Annotated in this window: 23 protein-coding genes; 21 read left to right on the plus strand and 2 right to left on the minus strand. The window is 39.2% G+C overall.

The annotated features are described in order from the left end of the window. Nucleotides 1-10: 10 nt before the first annotated feature. Both CDG62_RS09505 and CDG62_RS09510 read right to left on the minus strand, forming a co-directional pair. Nucleotides 11-979 (minus strand): ATP-binding protein, encoded by a 969-nt coding sequence (locus CDG62_RS09505; protein ID WP_162904022.1) that lies wholly within the window; start codon nt 977-979, stop codon nt 11-13. Between the two features lie 16 nt (nt 980-995). After that, the gene (locus CDG62_RS09510) at nt 996-1,739 is read right to left on the minus strand and encodes a S24 family peptidase (RefSeq protein WP_087526824.1); all 744 of its coding nucleotides are present in this window, start codon (nt 1,737-1,739) and stop codon (nt 996-998) included. A gap of 101 nt (nt 1,740-1,840) precedes the next feature. Here CDG62_RS09510 and CDG62_RS09515 point away from each other — a divergent pair, with 101 nt between their 5' ends. The 21 genes from CDG62_RS09515 (at nt 1,841) to CDG62_RS09615 (ending at nt 13,122) form a co-directional block, all read left to right on the plus strand. Continuing rightward, nucleotides 1,841-2,029 (plus strand): hypothetical protein, encoded by a 189-nt coding sequence (locus CDG62_RS09515; protein ID WP_087526825.1) that lies wholly within the window; start codon nt 1,841-1,843, stop codon nt 2,027-2,029. A 59-nt stretch (nt 2,030-2,088) separates the two neighbouring features. Continuing rightward, nucleotides 2,089-2,589 (plus strand): phage regulatory CII family protein, encoded by a 501-nt coding sequence (locus tag CDG62_RS09520; protein WP_062034641.1) that lies wholly within the window; start codon nt 2,089-2,091, stop codon nt 2,587-2,589. A 46-nt stretch (nt 2,590-2,635) separates the two neighbouring features. Beyond that, complete coding sequence (locus tag CDG62_RS09525) at nt 2,636-2,938, plus strand: hypothetical protein (protein ID WP_162904023.1); 303 nt, start codon at nt 2,636-2,638, stop codon at nt 2,936-2,938. A 77-nt stretch (nt 2,939-3,015) separates the two neighbouring features. Then, nucleotides 3,016-3,282 (plus strand): hypothetical protein, encoded by a 267-nt coding sequence (locus CDG62_RS09530; protein WP_087526827.1) that lies wholly within the window; start codon nt 3,016-3,018, stop codon nt 3,280-3,282. Further along, the gene (locus CDG62_RS09535; protein ID WP_087526828.1) at nt 3,279-3,587 is read left to right on the plus strand and encodes a hypothetical protein; all 309 of its coding nucleotides are present in this window, start codon (nt 3,279-3,281) and stop codon (nt 3,585-3,587) included. The genes CDG62_RS09530 and CDG62_RS09535 overlap by 4 nt, the downstream gene beginning before the upstream one ends. Next, nucleotides 3,584-4,531 carry a helix-turn-helix domain-containing protein gene (locus tag CDG62_RS09540; protein WP_087526829.1) on the plus strand — a complete coding sequence of 316 codons (948 nt, stop codon included), beginning with the start codon at nt 3,584-3,586 and terminating at the stop codon, nt 4,529-4,531. The genes CDG62_RS09535 and CDG62_RS09540 overlap by 4 nt, the downstream gene beginning before the upstream one ends. After that, the gene (locus tag CDG62_RS09545; protein WP_087526830.1) at nt 4,528-4,785 is read left to right on the plus strand and encodes a hypothetical protein; all 258 of its coding nucleotides are present in this window, start codon (nt 4,528-4,530) and stop codon (nt 4,783-4,785) included. The genes CDG62_RS09540 and CDG62_RS09545 overlap by 4 nt, the downstream gene beginning before the upstream one ends. Continuing rightward, nucleotides 4,782-4,997 carry a hypothetical protein gene (locus tag CDG62_RS09550; protein ID WP_087526831.1) on the plus strand — a complete coding sequence of 72 codons (216 nt, stop codon included), beginning with the start codon at nt 4,782-4,784 and terminating at the stop codon, nt 4,995-4,997. The genes CDG62_RS09545 and CDG62_RS09550 overlap by 4 nt, the downstream gene beginning before the upstream one ends. Then, on the plus strand, nt 4,994-5,404 hold the full coding sequence (locus tag CDG62_RS09555; RefSeq protein ID WP_087526832.1) for a DUF559 domain-containing protein: 411 nt from the start codon (nt 4,994-4,996) through the stop codon (nt 5,402-5,404). The genes CDG62_RS09550 and CDG62_RS09555 overlap by 4 nt, the downstream gene beginning before the upstream one ends. Beyond that, nucleotides 5,401-5,877 (plus strand): hypothetical protein, encoded by a 477-nt coding sequence (locus CDG62_RS09560; RefSeq protein ID WP_087526833.1) that lies wholly within the window; start codon nt 5,401-5,403, stop codon nt 5,875-5,877. Before CDG62_RS09555 ends, CDG62_RS09560 begins: the two co-directional genes overlap by 4 nt. Before the next feature lie 60 nt (nt 5,878-5,937). Further along, on the plus strand, nt 5,938-6,264 hold the full coding sequence (locus CDG62_RS09565; protein WP_087526872.1) for a hypothetical protein: 327 nt from the start codon (nt 5,938-5,940) through the stop codon (nt 6,262-6,264). Nucleotides 6,265-6,763: 499 nt separating this feature from the next. Then, the gene (locus CDG62_RS09570; RefSeq protein ID WP_087014564.1) at nt 6,764-6,991 is read left to right on the plus strand and encodes a hypothetical protein; all 228 of its coding nucleotides are present in this window, start codon (nt 6,764-6,766) and stop codon (nt 6,989-6,991) included. A 95-nt stretch (nt 6,992-7,086) separates the two neighbouring features. Next, nucleotides 7,087-7,356: a hypothetical protein gene (locus CDG62_RS09575; protein WP_087526834.1), complete on the plus strand. Its 270-nt coding sequence runs from the start codon at nt 7,087-7,089 to the stop codon at nt 7,354-7,356. A gap of 33 nt (nt 7,357-7,389) precedes the next feature. Then, nucleotides 7,390-7,593, plus strand: coding sequence for an acyl-CoA thioesterase (locus CDG62_RS19610; protein ID WP_087526835.1), 204 nt, complete (start codon nt 7,390-7,392; stop codon nt 7,591-7,593). A gap of 444 nt (nt 7,594-8,037) precedes the next feature. Continuing rightward, nucleotides 8,038-8,223, plus strand: coding sequence for a hypothetical protein (locus tag CDG62_RS09585; RefSeq protein ID WP_087526836.1), 186 nt, complete (start codon nt 8,038-8,040; stop codon nt 8,221-8,223). Nucleotides 8,224-8,287: 64 nt separating this feature from the next. Further along, nucleotides 8,288-8,764, plus strand: coding sequence for a hypothetical protein (locus CDG62_RS09590; RefSeq protein WP_087526837.1), 477 nt, complete (start codon nt 8,288-8,290; stop codon nt 8,762-8,764). After that, complete coding sequence (locus CDG62_RS09595) at nt 8,724-9,365, plus strand: putative metallopeptidase (protein ID WP_087526838.1); 642 nt, start codon at nt 8,724-8,726, stop codon at nt 9,363-9,365. The genes CDG62_RS09590 and CDG62_RS09595 overlap by 41 nt, the downstream gene beginning before the upstream one ends. A 59-nt stretch (nt 9,366-9,424) precedes the next feature. Further along, entirely contained in the window at nt 9,425-9,901 is a 477-nt protein-coding gene (locus CDG62_RS09600) for a DUF2280 domain-containing protein (protein ID WP_087526839.1), read from the plus strand. Continuing rightward, nucleotides 9,879-11,441, plus strand: a complete 1,563-nt coding sequence (gene terL / locus CDG62_RS09605; protein ID WP_087526840.1) for a phage terminase large subunit — start codon at nt 9,879-9,881, stop codon at nt 11,439-11,441. Before CDG62_RS09600 ends, terL begins: the two co-directional genes overlap by 23 nt. A gap of 8 nt (nt 11,442-11,449) precedes the next feature. Next, complete coding sequence (locus tag CDG62_RS09610) at nt 11,450-12,937, plus strand: phage portal protein family protein (protein WP_087526841.1); 1,488 nt, start codon at nt 11,450-11,452, stop codon at nt 12,935-12,937. Next, a complete protein-coding gene (locus CDG62_RS09615) occupies nt 12,937-13,122 on the plus strand; it encodes a hypothetical protein (protein ID WP_228254438.1) in 186 nt (61 codons plus the stop codon). The genes CDG62_RS09610 and CDG62_RS09615 overlap by 1 nt, the downstream gene beginning before the upstream one ends.

Here is a 13,122-nt window from a genome sequence, read left to right on the forward strand (position 1 = left end):
GATAATAACCTTAAGAATTTTGTGATGATAAAGAGTTTTCAATAGGGATACTCCAGTAAACAATTGTTCCATTTACTGGCTCAGCATAAGACTTTTTACCTTGTTCAGAGGACCAAGCACCATTTCTACTGAGAACATGAATGTAAGTATCACTTCTTACATCTTTAACCTGAATAATATTATCAAATCCTTTGCCTCTGTGTGAGTCATTTGTTGAACTCTTTCTCCATGTTGTTGCTAATTCAATCCGATCGGCATCAGATTTTTCACTCCATTTAATTTGAAGAGAATCTTTAATTTTTTCTCCCAAGGATTTTGGGGCAGTCTTAGGAATTGTTCTGCCTAGGTCGGAAATAATAATGTCACATCGTTTGTCAGAAATACCTACAAATAACAGCCACTTTTTATAATGTGTACTTTTATCATATCCGTGATGTACAACATTTGATACAGCTTCAGAAATAGCAGTACTGACAATAAACTCTTCATCAGCATCATTTAAAACTTCATGTAAGGCATCTTGTATTTCTACAAACTCCTCACCAAAATCTGCACTCTCACCCATCAAATAGTACCAACGGTCAACCACTTTATGCTTAAACTCAAATGAGGGAAGTCCCATTCTGCCATGCACTCCCAATTTACTTAGCATGGATTTGACAATTGGTGATTGGGAGGTTCTACCTTTAATATTAAGAGTAGATAACTTTGCTAATTGATGCAAAAAATGAATTGTACCATCAGGCATTAGTGTATCAACTTTATAAAAATCAATATAACAACTTTGACCTGACGAATATTTCATACGCATTTTTTCAATATTACGAAGGACATTGTCCCGATATTGGCTATTAAAAAGCGATAATTTTTGTGGCATTCCCAGATGATACTTGGGATTTCCCTTCTTTTTATAACTTTCCAAATTATATAAATTAAGTAATTTTATTCTTAATCTTTCTTTGCTTGAAATTTTTTTCATTACCTTACCTACGAGTTCATCCTGCACGCCAAAATTGGCGACCCATAACTCTAAAATTCAATCCATTTTGTTCAGTGACTTCTCTATCACGGTACTTTGGATTAATGCTGTGCAGACTTAATTTTCCACCTTCTTCTTTAAATATTTGCTTGATCATTCCTTCACCCTCAAAATAAATGGCATAAATTCCACCATCTACAATTTCTGTTTGAGAAATGTCAATACCAACCAAATCACCATCATTGATAAAATCAGCCATGCTATCGCCTTTGGCTTTAATAATTCTCATACAGTCTGGGTCAACATACTTTTTTTGAAAGAATGATGGTGGGAAAGGGAATTTACCGTTAATAACATCAAAATGAAATTCAATAGATTCTCCAGTACCACAAGAAAAATTAGCTTCTACGACATCAATCCAAATGAAACCATTTTCAATTTCGTGATCTACAACTGTGGGTTTGTGTAGATCATTTACATCAAATGATGATTCATTTTTTTTTGCAAGGCCATGTTTATTCATAAATTCTTGCATATTAAAATTAGTAATTGCTTTCTCTTCGCTACCAGTTAGTAACCAATTTTGTGAAGTTTTTAAAATTATCGCTAGTGATGGAAGGAATTCAGCTTTAGGTACATTTGTGCCTGCAACCCACTTTGATACAGCCCCTTTAGTAGCACCCGTTGCTTCTACAATATCAACTTGTCGAACACCTAGTTCTTTCATTCTTTTAATTATTCGATCGCGAATTGTGTCCATAAAAAATCCTCTTCCCATGTTTCCTATAGTAAACATTTACATTGATTGGTGGAGAAACTTGTGGTTTACTAAAGGAAACTATTAGTTTATTAAGGTAAACCATGACTGTTGATGATTTAAAAAAACATTACGGGTTCAAATCTGATGCTGAATTGGCTCGAAAGTTAAAACATACACGTGGAACAATCTGTAAATGGCGCTACGGTGGAATTCCAATTGATAGGCAAGCAAGACTTCAGCTCTTAACTAATGGTGATGTTAAGGCAAGTATTGCAGTGTTTTTAGCTTAGAGAAATTATCCTTCGATAGATAATTTTAAGAAACGTGAAACAAATCAAGGATTTCACAAATGCAAGAAATAACACTAAGCCGTGAAGCGCAAACGGCAATTTTTAAAATGATTAACCAGACGCAGGGGATCTCACCAAAGGAAATTGCCCAGGTTACTGGTGATTCACATAACACGATTTGCAACTACGGCAACGTAGGAATGCCGAACCATTTACCAAGCTTAAAGAAGCTTGAAACCATCATGATGTACACGCAGAACCCTGAAATTTTAAAGGTGTGGGCGCATCAGATGGGGTATGCACTTGTGCCGGTGGATTGCGACTCAAGCAAACATCATGAGCTATCAATCTTTGAAGCAATGATGCAGCACAACATTAAAAGCGGAAAAGCAAACCGTGTTGTGTATGAGGCTTATGAGGATGGGGTGATTACACCAGCTGAATATGAAGAGATCCACCAGATTACCCAGGGCTTGATCGAGTTGATTACCGCCGTGGATCAGGCAGCGCTTAAGCAAATGCAGAAGTACACAGCAAATGCTCAAAAAGAAAAAGCCTGATCTTGGGGATCAGGCTTTTCGATTCATTACCCTAGAGGTGGAAATAATGAACAGTTCAAATGTAGCACAAGTTTTAATCAAAAAAAAGCCTGAGGCTCGACTCTCAGACTTTCTAGTTCAAAAACATTCTAGTGGAATTGAACATGTATCTGAATCTAGCACATCAAATAGGCAAAAAAAAGCCCGAGAGTTGAGATCGGGCTTTTTAGATATTCAACACTTGCGGAGTGAATATATGCAAGCAAATTTAACACAACAATTAAGCAAAAAAAACCCTAGCACAGGGGCTAGGGATAAAAAGCTACTACAAACAGAGGGTAGTGCGCGTATTTTACAAAATTTGAAATGAAAATCAAGACGTTAAAAAGCTCAAGTATCGGGGGAGACCTTGAGCCATGGTATTCACTTAAAAATTATGGGTCCTAAATGAATAATTTGAAGTTATCACAACAATCTAAATGTGGCAATTCTAGTTCAGATTTTCTAGAAGGTGATGTGGTTGTTTTAAATCACTTACATATTTTGTCTGTTACAGAGCTTCTTACACTCCAAAAATTTGACGGAGAGTTTTGGATTACAGACCATCCAATTGGTCGTGTCTCAGAAAAAGTAATCCGTACTGCCACTACAGCAGAACTACAAGCTAAACGCCGTCTTACTTTGGCCGAACAAGCCTTAGCGGAGGTTCCATGATTACTAACAAGGCTATTCAAAAGAAGCCTGAGCATAAGCAGATGATGCAGCTTCAATCATGGTACGAGCCAGCACTACACACATTAGATGGGTTGTTGGAGATCCGTAGAGCAAATCTACGCAGGATTAACGGCGATGAAAAGAATGCTGCTGTCACGCGAGACGAGTTTATGGAAATGCTGATCAATGAGCATCGTATTTCAGCTTGGTATGCAGGTGAAATCATTTCAAGCCTACATCGAGCAGGTCAGATTTTTATGTTTGGGCGATTCATTCAGATGAATGAAGAGGTAGGTGAATTGTGAGCTTAGATGCAACGATTTGGGCGTGGAAAATACGCCAGAAACAAAAGAAAGGCGGCAGTTTAAAACCACTTAAAAAGCTCGTTCTTTTATCACTTGCCGACCGAGCGAGTGAAGATCATTGTGCCTATCCAAGCATGGCACGGTTGGTGGAAGATACCGAAATGGACCGTAAAACTGTGCTTAAAATCATCGATGAGCTGATTGAAGATGGCTTAATTGTCGATACAGGTGAGCGAAAAGGGCGTACAAAACAGGTCAAAGTTTATCAATTATTGGGTGTAAAGGGTCGGGAAACTATCCCAACAACGGTACTCTTAAACACTGAAGATACTGATTTAAACAGTCCCAACAGTGGAACAGTTCCAACAACGGAACAGTTCCAACAATTCCATGAAAGAGTCCCAACAATTCCGTTAAACAGTCCCAACGTTGGGACAGGGAATCTTTCAAAGAATCTCTCATTAGAATCTAAAAATAAAAAAGACTGGCTTTGCTCAAAAAAACTTCGTGAAGAAATTACTTTGGCCGATGACAGCATCGAACCAGAAACCCTCATGACAGCAAAATGGGTGGAACGAGAAAAACGCGCCTTTGAAATTTACAACCAAGACAAAACCATTTGCGATGAACTTCTGAATTTCTACTTTGCCGATTGGTTGCTGCATGCCTACCGAACCAAGTATTCCCAAGAAACCAAAACGGGATACGGCAAAACACCTGCAGCAGAACCGAAGCAGCTCACTGACAAACAAATCTTAGCGTTCGCTCAGAAACTTGCCCATCTTCCTGAGTTCGCAAGTAAGCACAGCGCTCCGGGTGATTCATACGAACAACTGGCATCACGAATCAAAATCAAGTTGATGAACCCAGCACAAGCGAAGAAATGGGAACCATACCTCAAGCAAGTTGGGTTTACCGGCACGCTTATGGGGGCTACAGCATGATCAAACCTATTCGCAAAAAGCTGAAGTTTGTACACGCCTTTGATTGCTTTGCTCAAATCATTGGACTTGCTCTCAAAACCAATGGACGAATTTGGTCAAGGGGGGTGAGTGAGCATACGGGTGTATGTATTCGCTCAGCACAACGTTATTTAGCTCAACTTGAAGATTATGGATATTTGTACAGCGACAAAAATACTCCATGCGGATATCGACCTACAGCGAAAACCAAACAGTTGTTTGAGGTGAGGGGATGAATTTAAAAGTTGGTGATTTCGTTATTCCTTACGACGAGGCTGAGGCTCAAAAGCAAGCAAACTGGAATCCTCAGGGTGATTTGAAAGTCATTTCAATACGTATAGGTAAACGGTCTAGAGAAACGATCGTAACTGCAGTCGAAGAGCGAGGCGTTCGATATTACTCCTTAGATATTGCATTCAAAAAAGTAAATATTTTGGGTAAGGCATGACATCAATAAGCCTATCTGAATACAAAAAGATGATCGGAGCGAATAAACCTAAAAGAAGATCTAAGCGCCCAAATGTTAAAGGTGAAAAAGTACAGAGCGAGGGTGAGGTGATACTGGCCACTGCACTGAGAGCTTTAAAGATTGAGTTTGAGCAGGAGTTTCAGTTTCACCCTACACGTAAATGGAGAGCTGATTTTCACTTAAAGGGCAAAAAGATATTGGTCGAAGTGGAAGGTGGGATCTGGAGTAATGGTAGGCATACAAGGGCAAAGGGGTATCTGGGAGACTTAGATAAATACAACGAAGCAACAATGATGGGTTATCAGGTAATACGGTTTAGTACCGAGCAAGTGAAAAGCGGCAAAGCGATTGAGCAAATAGAAAAGATGGTAGGGGATTTGGGATGACGGCAGCAGTAACGATTATGCAAACGACGGATTGGAGTAAGTTCAGTACTGAAGACTGGTTTCGTCAATTTGGTGCATGGATGAATGGCGATACTGAGACAAAGAAGTTGGTCTATAAATCACTACCAACACGTAAGCTTACTCAACATCAGCGTGAAGAGCTTATTGCTAAATATATGAGTGATGAGGGTTTTCGAGAGCAGCGCTTAAGAAAAGGTGTGGTGTGTCAGATCACAGATAATGAAGCACGCGCATTTCAGCGCATTGTTTTGGATATCCGTCAAATAGATAGCGAGCCATTACATGAGTGGATGGATGCTGTTTGGCAGATCTGTGTAGAAAACAAGAATTTGCGTGAAGTCGCCAAGATGTATGAAACGTCGACTATTCAAATTCGCCAAAATATGAAATGTGCTTTAGCATTTATAACGGGAAGATACCCAAATTTAAAATCAGATCTACTTCAAAAATAAACACACTAGATCTAAAATATTATAAGCTCATTGAACATCAATGAGCTTATGAAAATTCTAATGAAAACTACTCCAGATCAAGCCATATATGATTTTTGTAATGCGATTTACAAGCTTAGCTTGAATGATTTCGAAAAAGCTAATGAGCCACCCCACAAAGCTTCCTTCTTATTTCAATGTTTGATTCAAATGAATGAATTAAAAATGGAAGCAGGTAAGATTGTTTCTAAAGACCATACGATTAGTTATATATTAGATGATGAAAAATATACGTTCTGGATAGTTGAAGTGCCAGAACCTATAGATAAATTTGCTTTTTTGGATTACTTAACCAAGGAATTAACCGCTATTTTTTACAATTTAAATGATAGTGATTGTAAAAGCTAAATTTATACAGTTGCTTGTGTACACAAGATATGGCATATTTCAGTTATAGTGGACGTACATATGGAAATTCACTTAATTACCGTAAAAAGCTCATCATTTGATGGGCTTTTTTTGTTGCTAGACAATTTGGAATAAAATGTGAATGAGATCTCAATATAAACCAAGTATATTAGGTGGTATTAAGTTCTCCATGATAGTTAATATCAGTTTTATCCTGCATCTTCCCCAAGTTGCAGGTTTTTTTTGCTTCATTTTTTATTCGATTAATGATTTAATTATTTTGTTGTGAATAAAAACAACGATTCCTTGTATCAGCGCACATGACCAAGGGGAAAGCCTTACAGAGATGTAGGGCTTTTTTAATGGTAGCTTAACTTAAATTGCATTGGTATAAATTCTAATAATTTATCAGATACTTAGTAGATAAAGTTCGTTCAGATAATTGCGCTTTTTTGTTTGTGATATAGTTTAATCATTACTTACAACAAGAAGAATAGAAATGAATATCTGTATCGGTGGTGATTTAGATGGCAGGGTAATAGTGCTTGATAAACCCTCTTTTAATGCTAAAGAAGTAAACAAGACAAAATCAACAAACTACATTAAGCAAATGTATGTCATAGATGGTGACGTCTACTATTTTTGGCGTGATGCTGAGCTTAAATTGTGGGAAGTTACTCAACGAATAGAGATATTACTGGCAAAGGCTAAGCGAAAATCTATTTAAATGTCCATGAGAGTAGGTTTTCTATTGCCTTTATCCGTAAAAGAAATTAGTTTAAATTAAACCAATTGTTAAAATAATTATGAGAACGGAAGACAATGAATAGAAAATTTGAACTACATGTGATTAGCCAGATCTATGACTTTTTAGTTGAGAGAGAGGGGTTTACCTCACTAAACCTTGATCGGAAGGTTACGGAGTTTTTTCGAGAAGTACATGTAGGGCAAGAAGAAGATTTTACAGTTCTTGAATCAAATAAAATCTCAGGAAACTTTGGTGAAGTTTCCTACATCAATTTATTGAATGTTCCGCATTTCAACGATAAAGATAAATTTCTGAAATGGGCCCATAAAGCTTTGAATCTATGATTTTTGTCTAATGACTTGGTATCATTTCATCTTATGAAAAGACGTCGTAAAAAATCTGAGCACATAAACTCAAATTGGACAATCGAACAGGACAGTTTCTTAATAGAAAATAGTTCTATGTCTATAGAAGGCCTTAAAAACCAATTGCCTTTTACTGAAGATGAAATTCTTAATCGAAAAGAGGTGCTTGGACTTACCAGAAGACAAAAGCAACTGCGTAAATTTTTAAGCACTTAGACACTTATTTAGCAACTACGCTTACTTGTTATAATTTATTACATGTCTATCACTGAAAATTGTGAGAAATGTATTCTTTCGGTGTTGATAATTATTTCAATTGTGAGAGTATAAAAAAAGAACAATAAAGGGAGAAAAGTATGGCTTCACAAGATGTGCTTGTAATCTCGGTTTCGGCCTTTGTCCTTGCATTAACGATTTATGAGTTTGGGCAAATGTCGATGTTGTTTTAAGCGAACCACCTTCGGGTGGTTTTTTAATGGATAATTTAGATTTAATTCAATAATTTAGAATAAAAAGTAAAATAGGTCACAATAAATTTCAATTATTGAGTTTAACAACTTTAAATCATTCGCAAAAATCAATCGTTCTCAGTATTGTGTTTTTATAAAGTTACTCTTAATTTAGCGGCTCCTCCATTCTTCTTTATTTTGGGAGGGTAAAATGAAAGAAAAACTTGGTCTTTTTATCTTTTATACCCTGATTTTATTTGGAATTATTGTGCTAACCGTAGCATTTTTTAAATTTGATCTTTTATTGTTTATTATTAGTTTTTTCTTGGTTGTATGTGCACTTTTATTGAAGTATGAGTTTAAATTGCCAATCATCTTTTGGAAAAAAATGGAATAACATGTTAAGAGTTAAAAAAACCGCATTAATCGTAATTAGTGCGGTTTTTTAATGGGCGCAAATTATGAACGCAGACGACTACTTCTGGAAAACTAAAAAACGTCCGCCTAAGTCCAAATCACGTTCTAAACCCCTACCAAAAGCCAAAGAAGCATACTTAGAAGCAGAAGAAGAATTTGAACATGCTTTAGGCGTACTAGGCATCAAGTATGAAAAGACATTTCAATTTAAATCTACCAAGCATTGGCGTTTTGATTTCCATTTAATTGAACATCGAATATTAGTTGAGATTTCAGGTGGTCCTTGGTCTGGTGGACGTGGCGGAAAATTAGCGAATAAGGCTTGGAGTCTAGACCGATACGATGACGCTGCCGAGATGGGATATACCGTTGTTCGTATTGAGTCGGCCAATCGCTACAAGATTGATGAATTTGGACCATTACAGATTGAATCTAATTTCTCATCGCAATGGCTGAAAAACTTAAAGAGACAGATATTCAATGGAACGGATCAGACCATTCCCACCGACGGATCTCATTGATCAGGCTGAGGAAGAAGAAGCAATTCGCCTTGCACCCGCCGTGGAATTAAAAGAGTGGGTGATTAAAAACTACCTAACCCTTGGTGGTCAGCTCCATAATCCAGATCATGACCATATTGCTGAGCTACTACATGATGATGAAACTTTTTTAGCTTTTGCTTGGGCATCATCTGCATGCCAGTCAAAAAAGCGCATGGTACTGGGGCAATGTGAAAAAGTGATGTTTAACCAAGGTGGATGGAAGAAAGCCCGGCAAGAACAGCAGATGCGAGACTGGTTTGGTTGTGTACCTGTCTATCTCATCACTGTAGACGCATCATTTTGTGAGCAAGCTTCAGATCATGATTTCTGTGCGCTGATAGAGCATGAGCTCTACCACATTGGCGTAGAACGTGACCATGATGACGAGATTATTTACAGCGACAATACTGGCTTACCAAAGCATTACTTAGCTGGCCATGACGTTGAAGAGTTCTATGGTGTGGTCAAACGTTGGGGTGCAAGCGATAGTGTTAAGCGCTTAGTCGAAATCACAAAGAATGCGCCGTTTGTATCTGATTTTAATGTGTCTGCGTGTTGTGGGAACTGTGTGATTAATTGAGCTTTAGGGCTCTTTTTTTTTGGCTATTTAGGTTGACGTAGGTTGACAGGATTGAGGATATGGCGGCTCTAAAAAAAGAGGTAAAACTCTTTATAGTTCGATCACTTGCCGTATTTAATACACCCACAGAAACTGTTGAGCTCGTCAACCAAGAATACGGGATAAAAGTTACTAAACAGCAGTGTGAGAAATACGACCCAACTAAACGGGCAGGTGAGAACTTAAGCGAAGAATTAAGAGTAGATTTTGAAAAGACTCGTGAAATGTTTTTGGGAAAACCTGAGGCAATACCCATTGCTAATTTAGCGGTACGCATGCAGCGCTATGAAAACCTGTTTCAGAAATATTGTAAAAACCGAGTAGCTGCTACTAGTATTCTTAGACAGGCAGCAGAAGACATGGGTGGTAAATATACCAATAAGCAAGAAATTACAGGCGCTGGTGGTGGCCCATTGCAGAGTGAAAACGTCACTCCAGTGACCGCTACTGATGAGCAAATAAGGCAGGCAATAAATGAACTCGAGAGTGAATATTGATCCTGTAAAACTCAAAGCAAAGCGCATGAAGTGCGAGGATGAGCATTTATTTTTTACACGTGCATTCTTCAAACCCCGCATGGGCTTTAAGTTCTCAGTCAATTGGCACCATGAGTACATGGCTTGGGCGATTGATGAGGTTATTGCTGGGCGGATTGAAAACCTCGTAATTAATGTCCCTCCTGGTTCAGGTAAAACTGAGCTGCTGACCAATTTGATCCCGCGCGGTATTGCACGGAACCAACGTTCAAGATTCTTATATTTGTCATTCTCTCAGTCACTTGTTGAGGATGTCTCATCTGCAGCGCGAAACATCGTTAAATCGGCAGATTTTCAAGGCTTATGGCCAGTGAAGATCTCGACTAATACCGATGCTAAGGCCAGTTGGAAAACGACTGTAGATGGTTATGAAGCTGGGCATGTTTATTCTGCTTCAATGGGTGGTCAGGTTACGGGTCGCCGTGCAGGTACATTGGCTGATAATGGGTTCACAGGTGCAATCATCCTAGACGATCCGCTCAAGCCTGAGGATGCATTTAGCAAGACGGCACGTAACAAGGCTAATCGTAAAATCCTAAACACAGTCAACTCCCGTAAGGCAAAGTCATCAACACCGATTATTTTGATCATGCAGCGCTTACACGTTGAGGATCCGACTAACTTTGTGATGACAGGAAACGTACCAGGTAAATGGCATCAGATCTCTATACCAGCATTGATTGATGATGATTACATCGAGCGTTTACCTGAGCACATTCGCAAGAAAGTGCCTTTAGATGTTGAGCGCGATGAAAAGGGCCGTCAAAGCTATTGGCCACTGAAAGAATCATTGCAGTCATTACTGCAGTTGGAGAAAGGTGGGCAGGACAAAGACGGTGCTACGGTGTCACGTTACACATTCAGCAGCCAGTATCAGCAGGAGCCTAAAAAGCTCGGTGGTGATCTGATCAAGGCTGAATGGTTTGGTGAATATCACGAATTACCAGAGCTATTGTGGCGTGCTGTCTTTGTTGATACGGCTCAAAAGATCAAAGAGCAAAACGACTTCACTGTATTCACACTTGTAGGTATGGGGGTGGATGGGAAGCTGTATGTCATTGATATTTTGCGTGGGAAATGGGAAGCGCCAAAAATGAATGAAATGGCCAAGCAATTCATTGATAAGCACAAGACTTACGACTGGAGAACTAAGCCTATTCGATACATGAAAGTTGAAGATAAGGCTCATGGTACCCAACTGGTTCAAGGTTGGCAAAAGTATGGCGGTATCCCAATCATTCCTGTACAGCGTGAGAAAGATAAGCTCACACGCTTTATGGATGTTGCACCACATATTGAGAACAACTTTGAAGTCTACCCGGAGAACCAAAATCGATTTTTGATGTTGCCACGTGAAGCCATCTGGAAGCAGGAATTTTTAGATGAGTGCGAGGCTTTCACGGCACAGATGACACATGATCATGATGACCAGGTTGATACCTTAATTGATGCCATTGAAGAGGCAGTTCTGATTGCAAATTACAGCCCACCAGCTGCATAGGTAAATTTATGGCCAAGAAGAAACCAAACAAATCTAAATCTGAAAGTAAGCCTGAATCTGGTGGATTGTTTTTACATGAAGCTGAATTAGCGCTGATTAATTATCTGACCAAGATGCCTGATGGTGATGAAGTACTGCGTAAAGCAGGAATAACCCGTCACCGACTTAAAGTCATGATGTATGACGATGAAATTTATCAGTGTGTTGAAAAGCGACAGGATAAGCTTGAATCAGCGCCGTGGCGATTGGAGCCAGCCGATACAACAGCAGCTCAGATCCTGAATGATCATTTGCGAGAATGGTGGTCAGATATCGTTCTAGGTGCTCAAAATGCTCGTTGGTATGGCTATTCGGTATTAGAGGCTGTTTATAACGAGAATGCATTACACGTGAACGGCGATACCATTACACCGTTTATAGGTCTTGAGTGGATTGGTGAAAAGCCAATGCAGTGGTATGAGCCTAAGAATGATGGTCGTTTAATCTTATTACAGAACTTCAGCAAGTCTCGCCTCGATGAGGAGTGCAATCAGCATTTCAAGCACTTCTTAACAAGATGTAAACCCACATATGAAAACCCATATGGTGAAGCCTTGTTAAGCCGACTTTATTGGGTTTGGTTCTTTAAGAACAATGGCTTCAAAATGTGGGCCAAGTTTGTTGAGCAGTTTGGTATGCCTATGCTCGTGGGTAAGTCATCTATTGGTAAGAATGATGACATGCGAGATGCATTACTCCGTGCTCATGCAAGCCGTGTTTTGGCAGTAAGTGCATCGGATACCATCGAAGTTACTGCATCAGGTGTCAACTCGGGGAATGCAAGCGGGACATACGATACATTCGACAAGAACTTAGAGCGTCGCATTCAAAAGGTTGTCTTGGGACAGACCTTGACCAGTGGGACGGATGGATCGGGTAGTCGTGCACTAGGCGATGTACATATGGAAGTGCAAAACAGCAAATATAAAGCTGATATCCGCATGATCTTGCCGACCATTCAAGCAATTCTAAATGCTTTGTGCGATTTAAATAGATGGGAACGTCATCGAATCATTATTGGTGAGGAAAAGTCACTTGAAGGCCCTAAGGCAGATCGTGACGTAAAGTTAAAGAGTGCCGGTGCAAATTTCACCCCTCAATATTTCCAGCGTGAATATGGATTAGAGGAGGGTGATATTGCTGAACCTACTCAAATCCTACCTAAGCAATTCACCGCACTACCTCATCAAGCATTCAGCTTTAAGACATCTGTTCAAAAGCAGTCACCTGAACAGCAGGAAGTGGATGAACTGACAGATGCTCAAGATGATCTTGAGCTATTGAATCAGGATCAGATTAAGCAATTGGTGGCTGAATCGACCGATCCACAAGATCTAGCAAGCAATTTAATGCAACTCATCCCCATGGCGTCCAAGGCCCAATTCAAAGCGAATTTAGATCAAGCTTTGTATGCAGGGGATGTTTTGGGGTATGTGACGGCACAAGGTGGGAAGTGATGGATGATATTCAAAAAGAATACGACGAGTTTGAAGCTTTCATGAAAGAACACTCGAGTATGGAGTTTAGTGAGTTTGATCAATATAAGCGGAAGAAGTTAGGCCATTATTTTGATCAACGTGATAACTATTTCAAACTGTGGTTTGTAGCTAAGAGTGTATATCAGGCTGAAAGTGAGAAGTAG

The sequence above is a fragment of the Acinetobacter sp. WCHA55 genome (assembly GCF_002165305.2).
Classification (GTDB): Bacteria; Pseudomonadota; Gammaproteobacteria; order Pseudomonadales; family Moraxellaceae; genus Acinetobacter.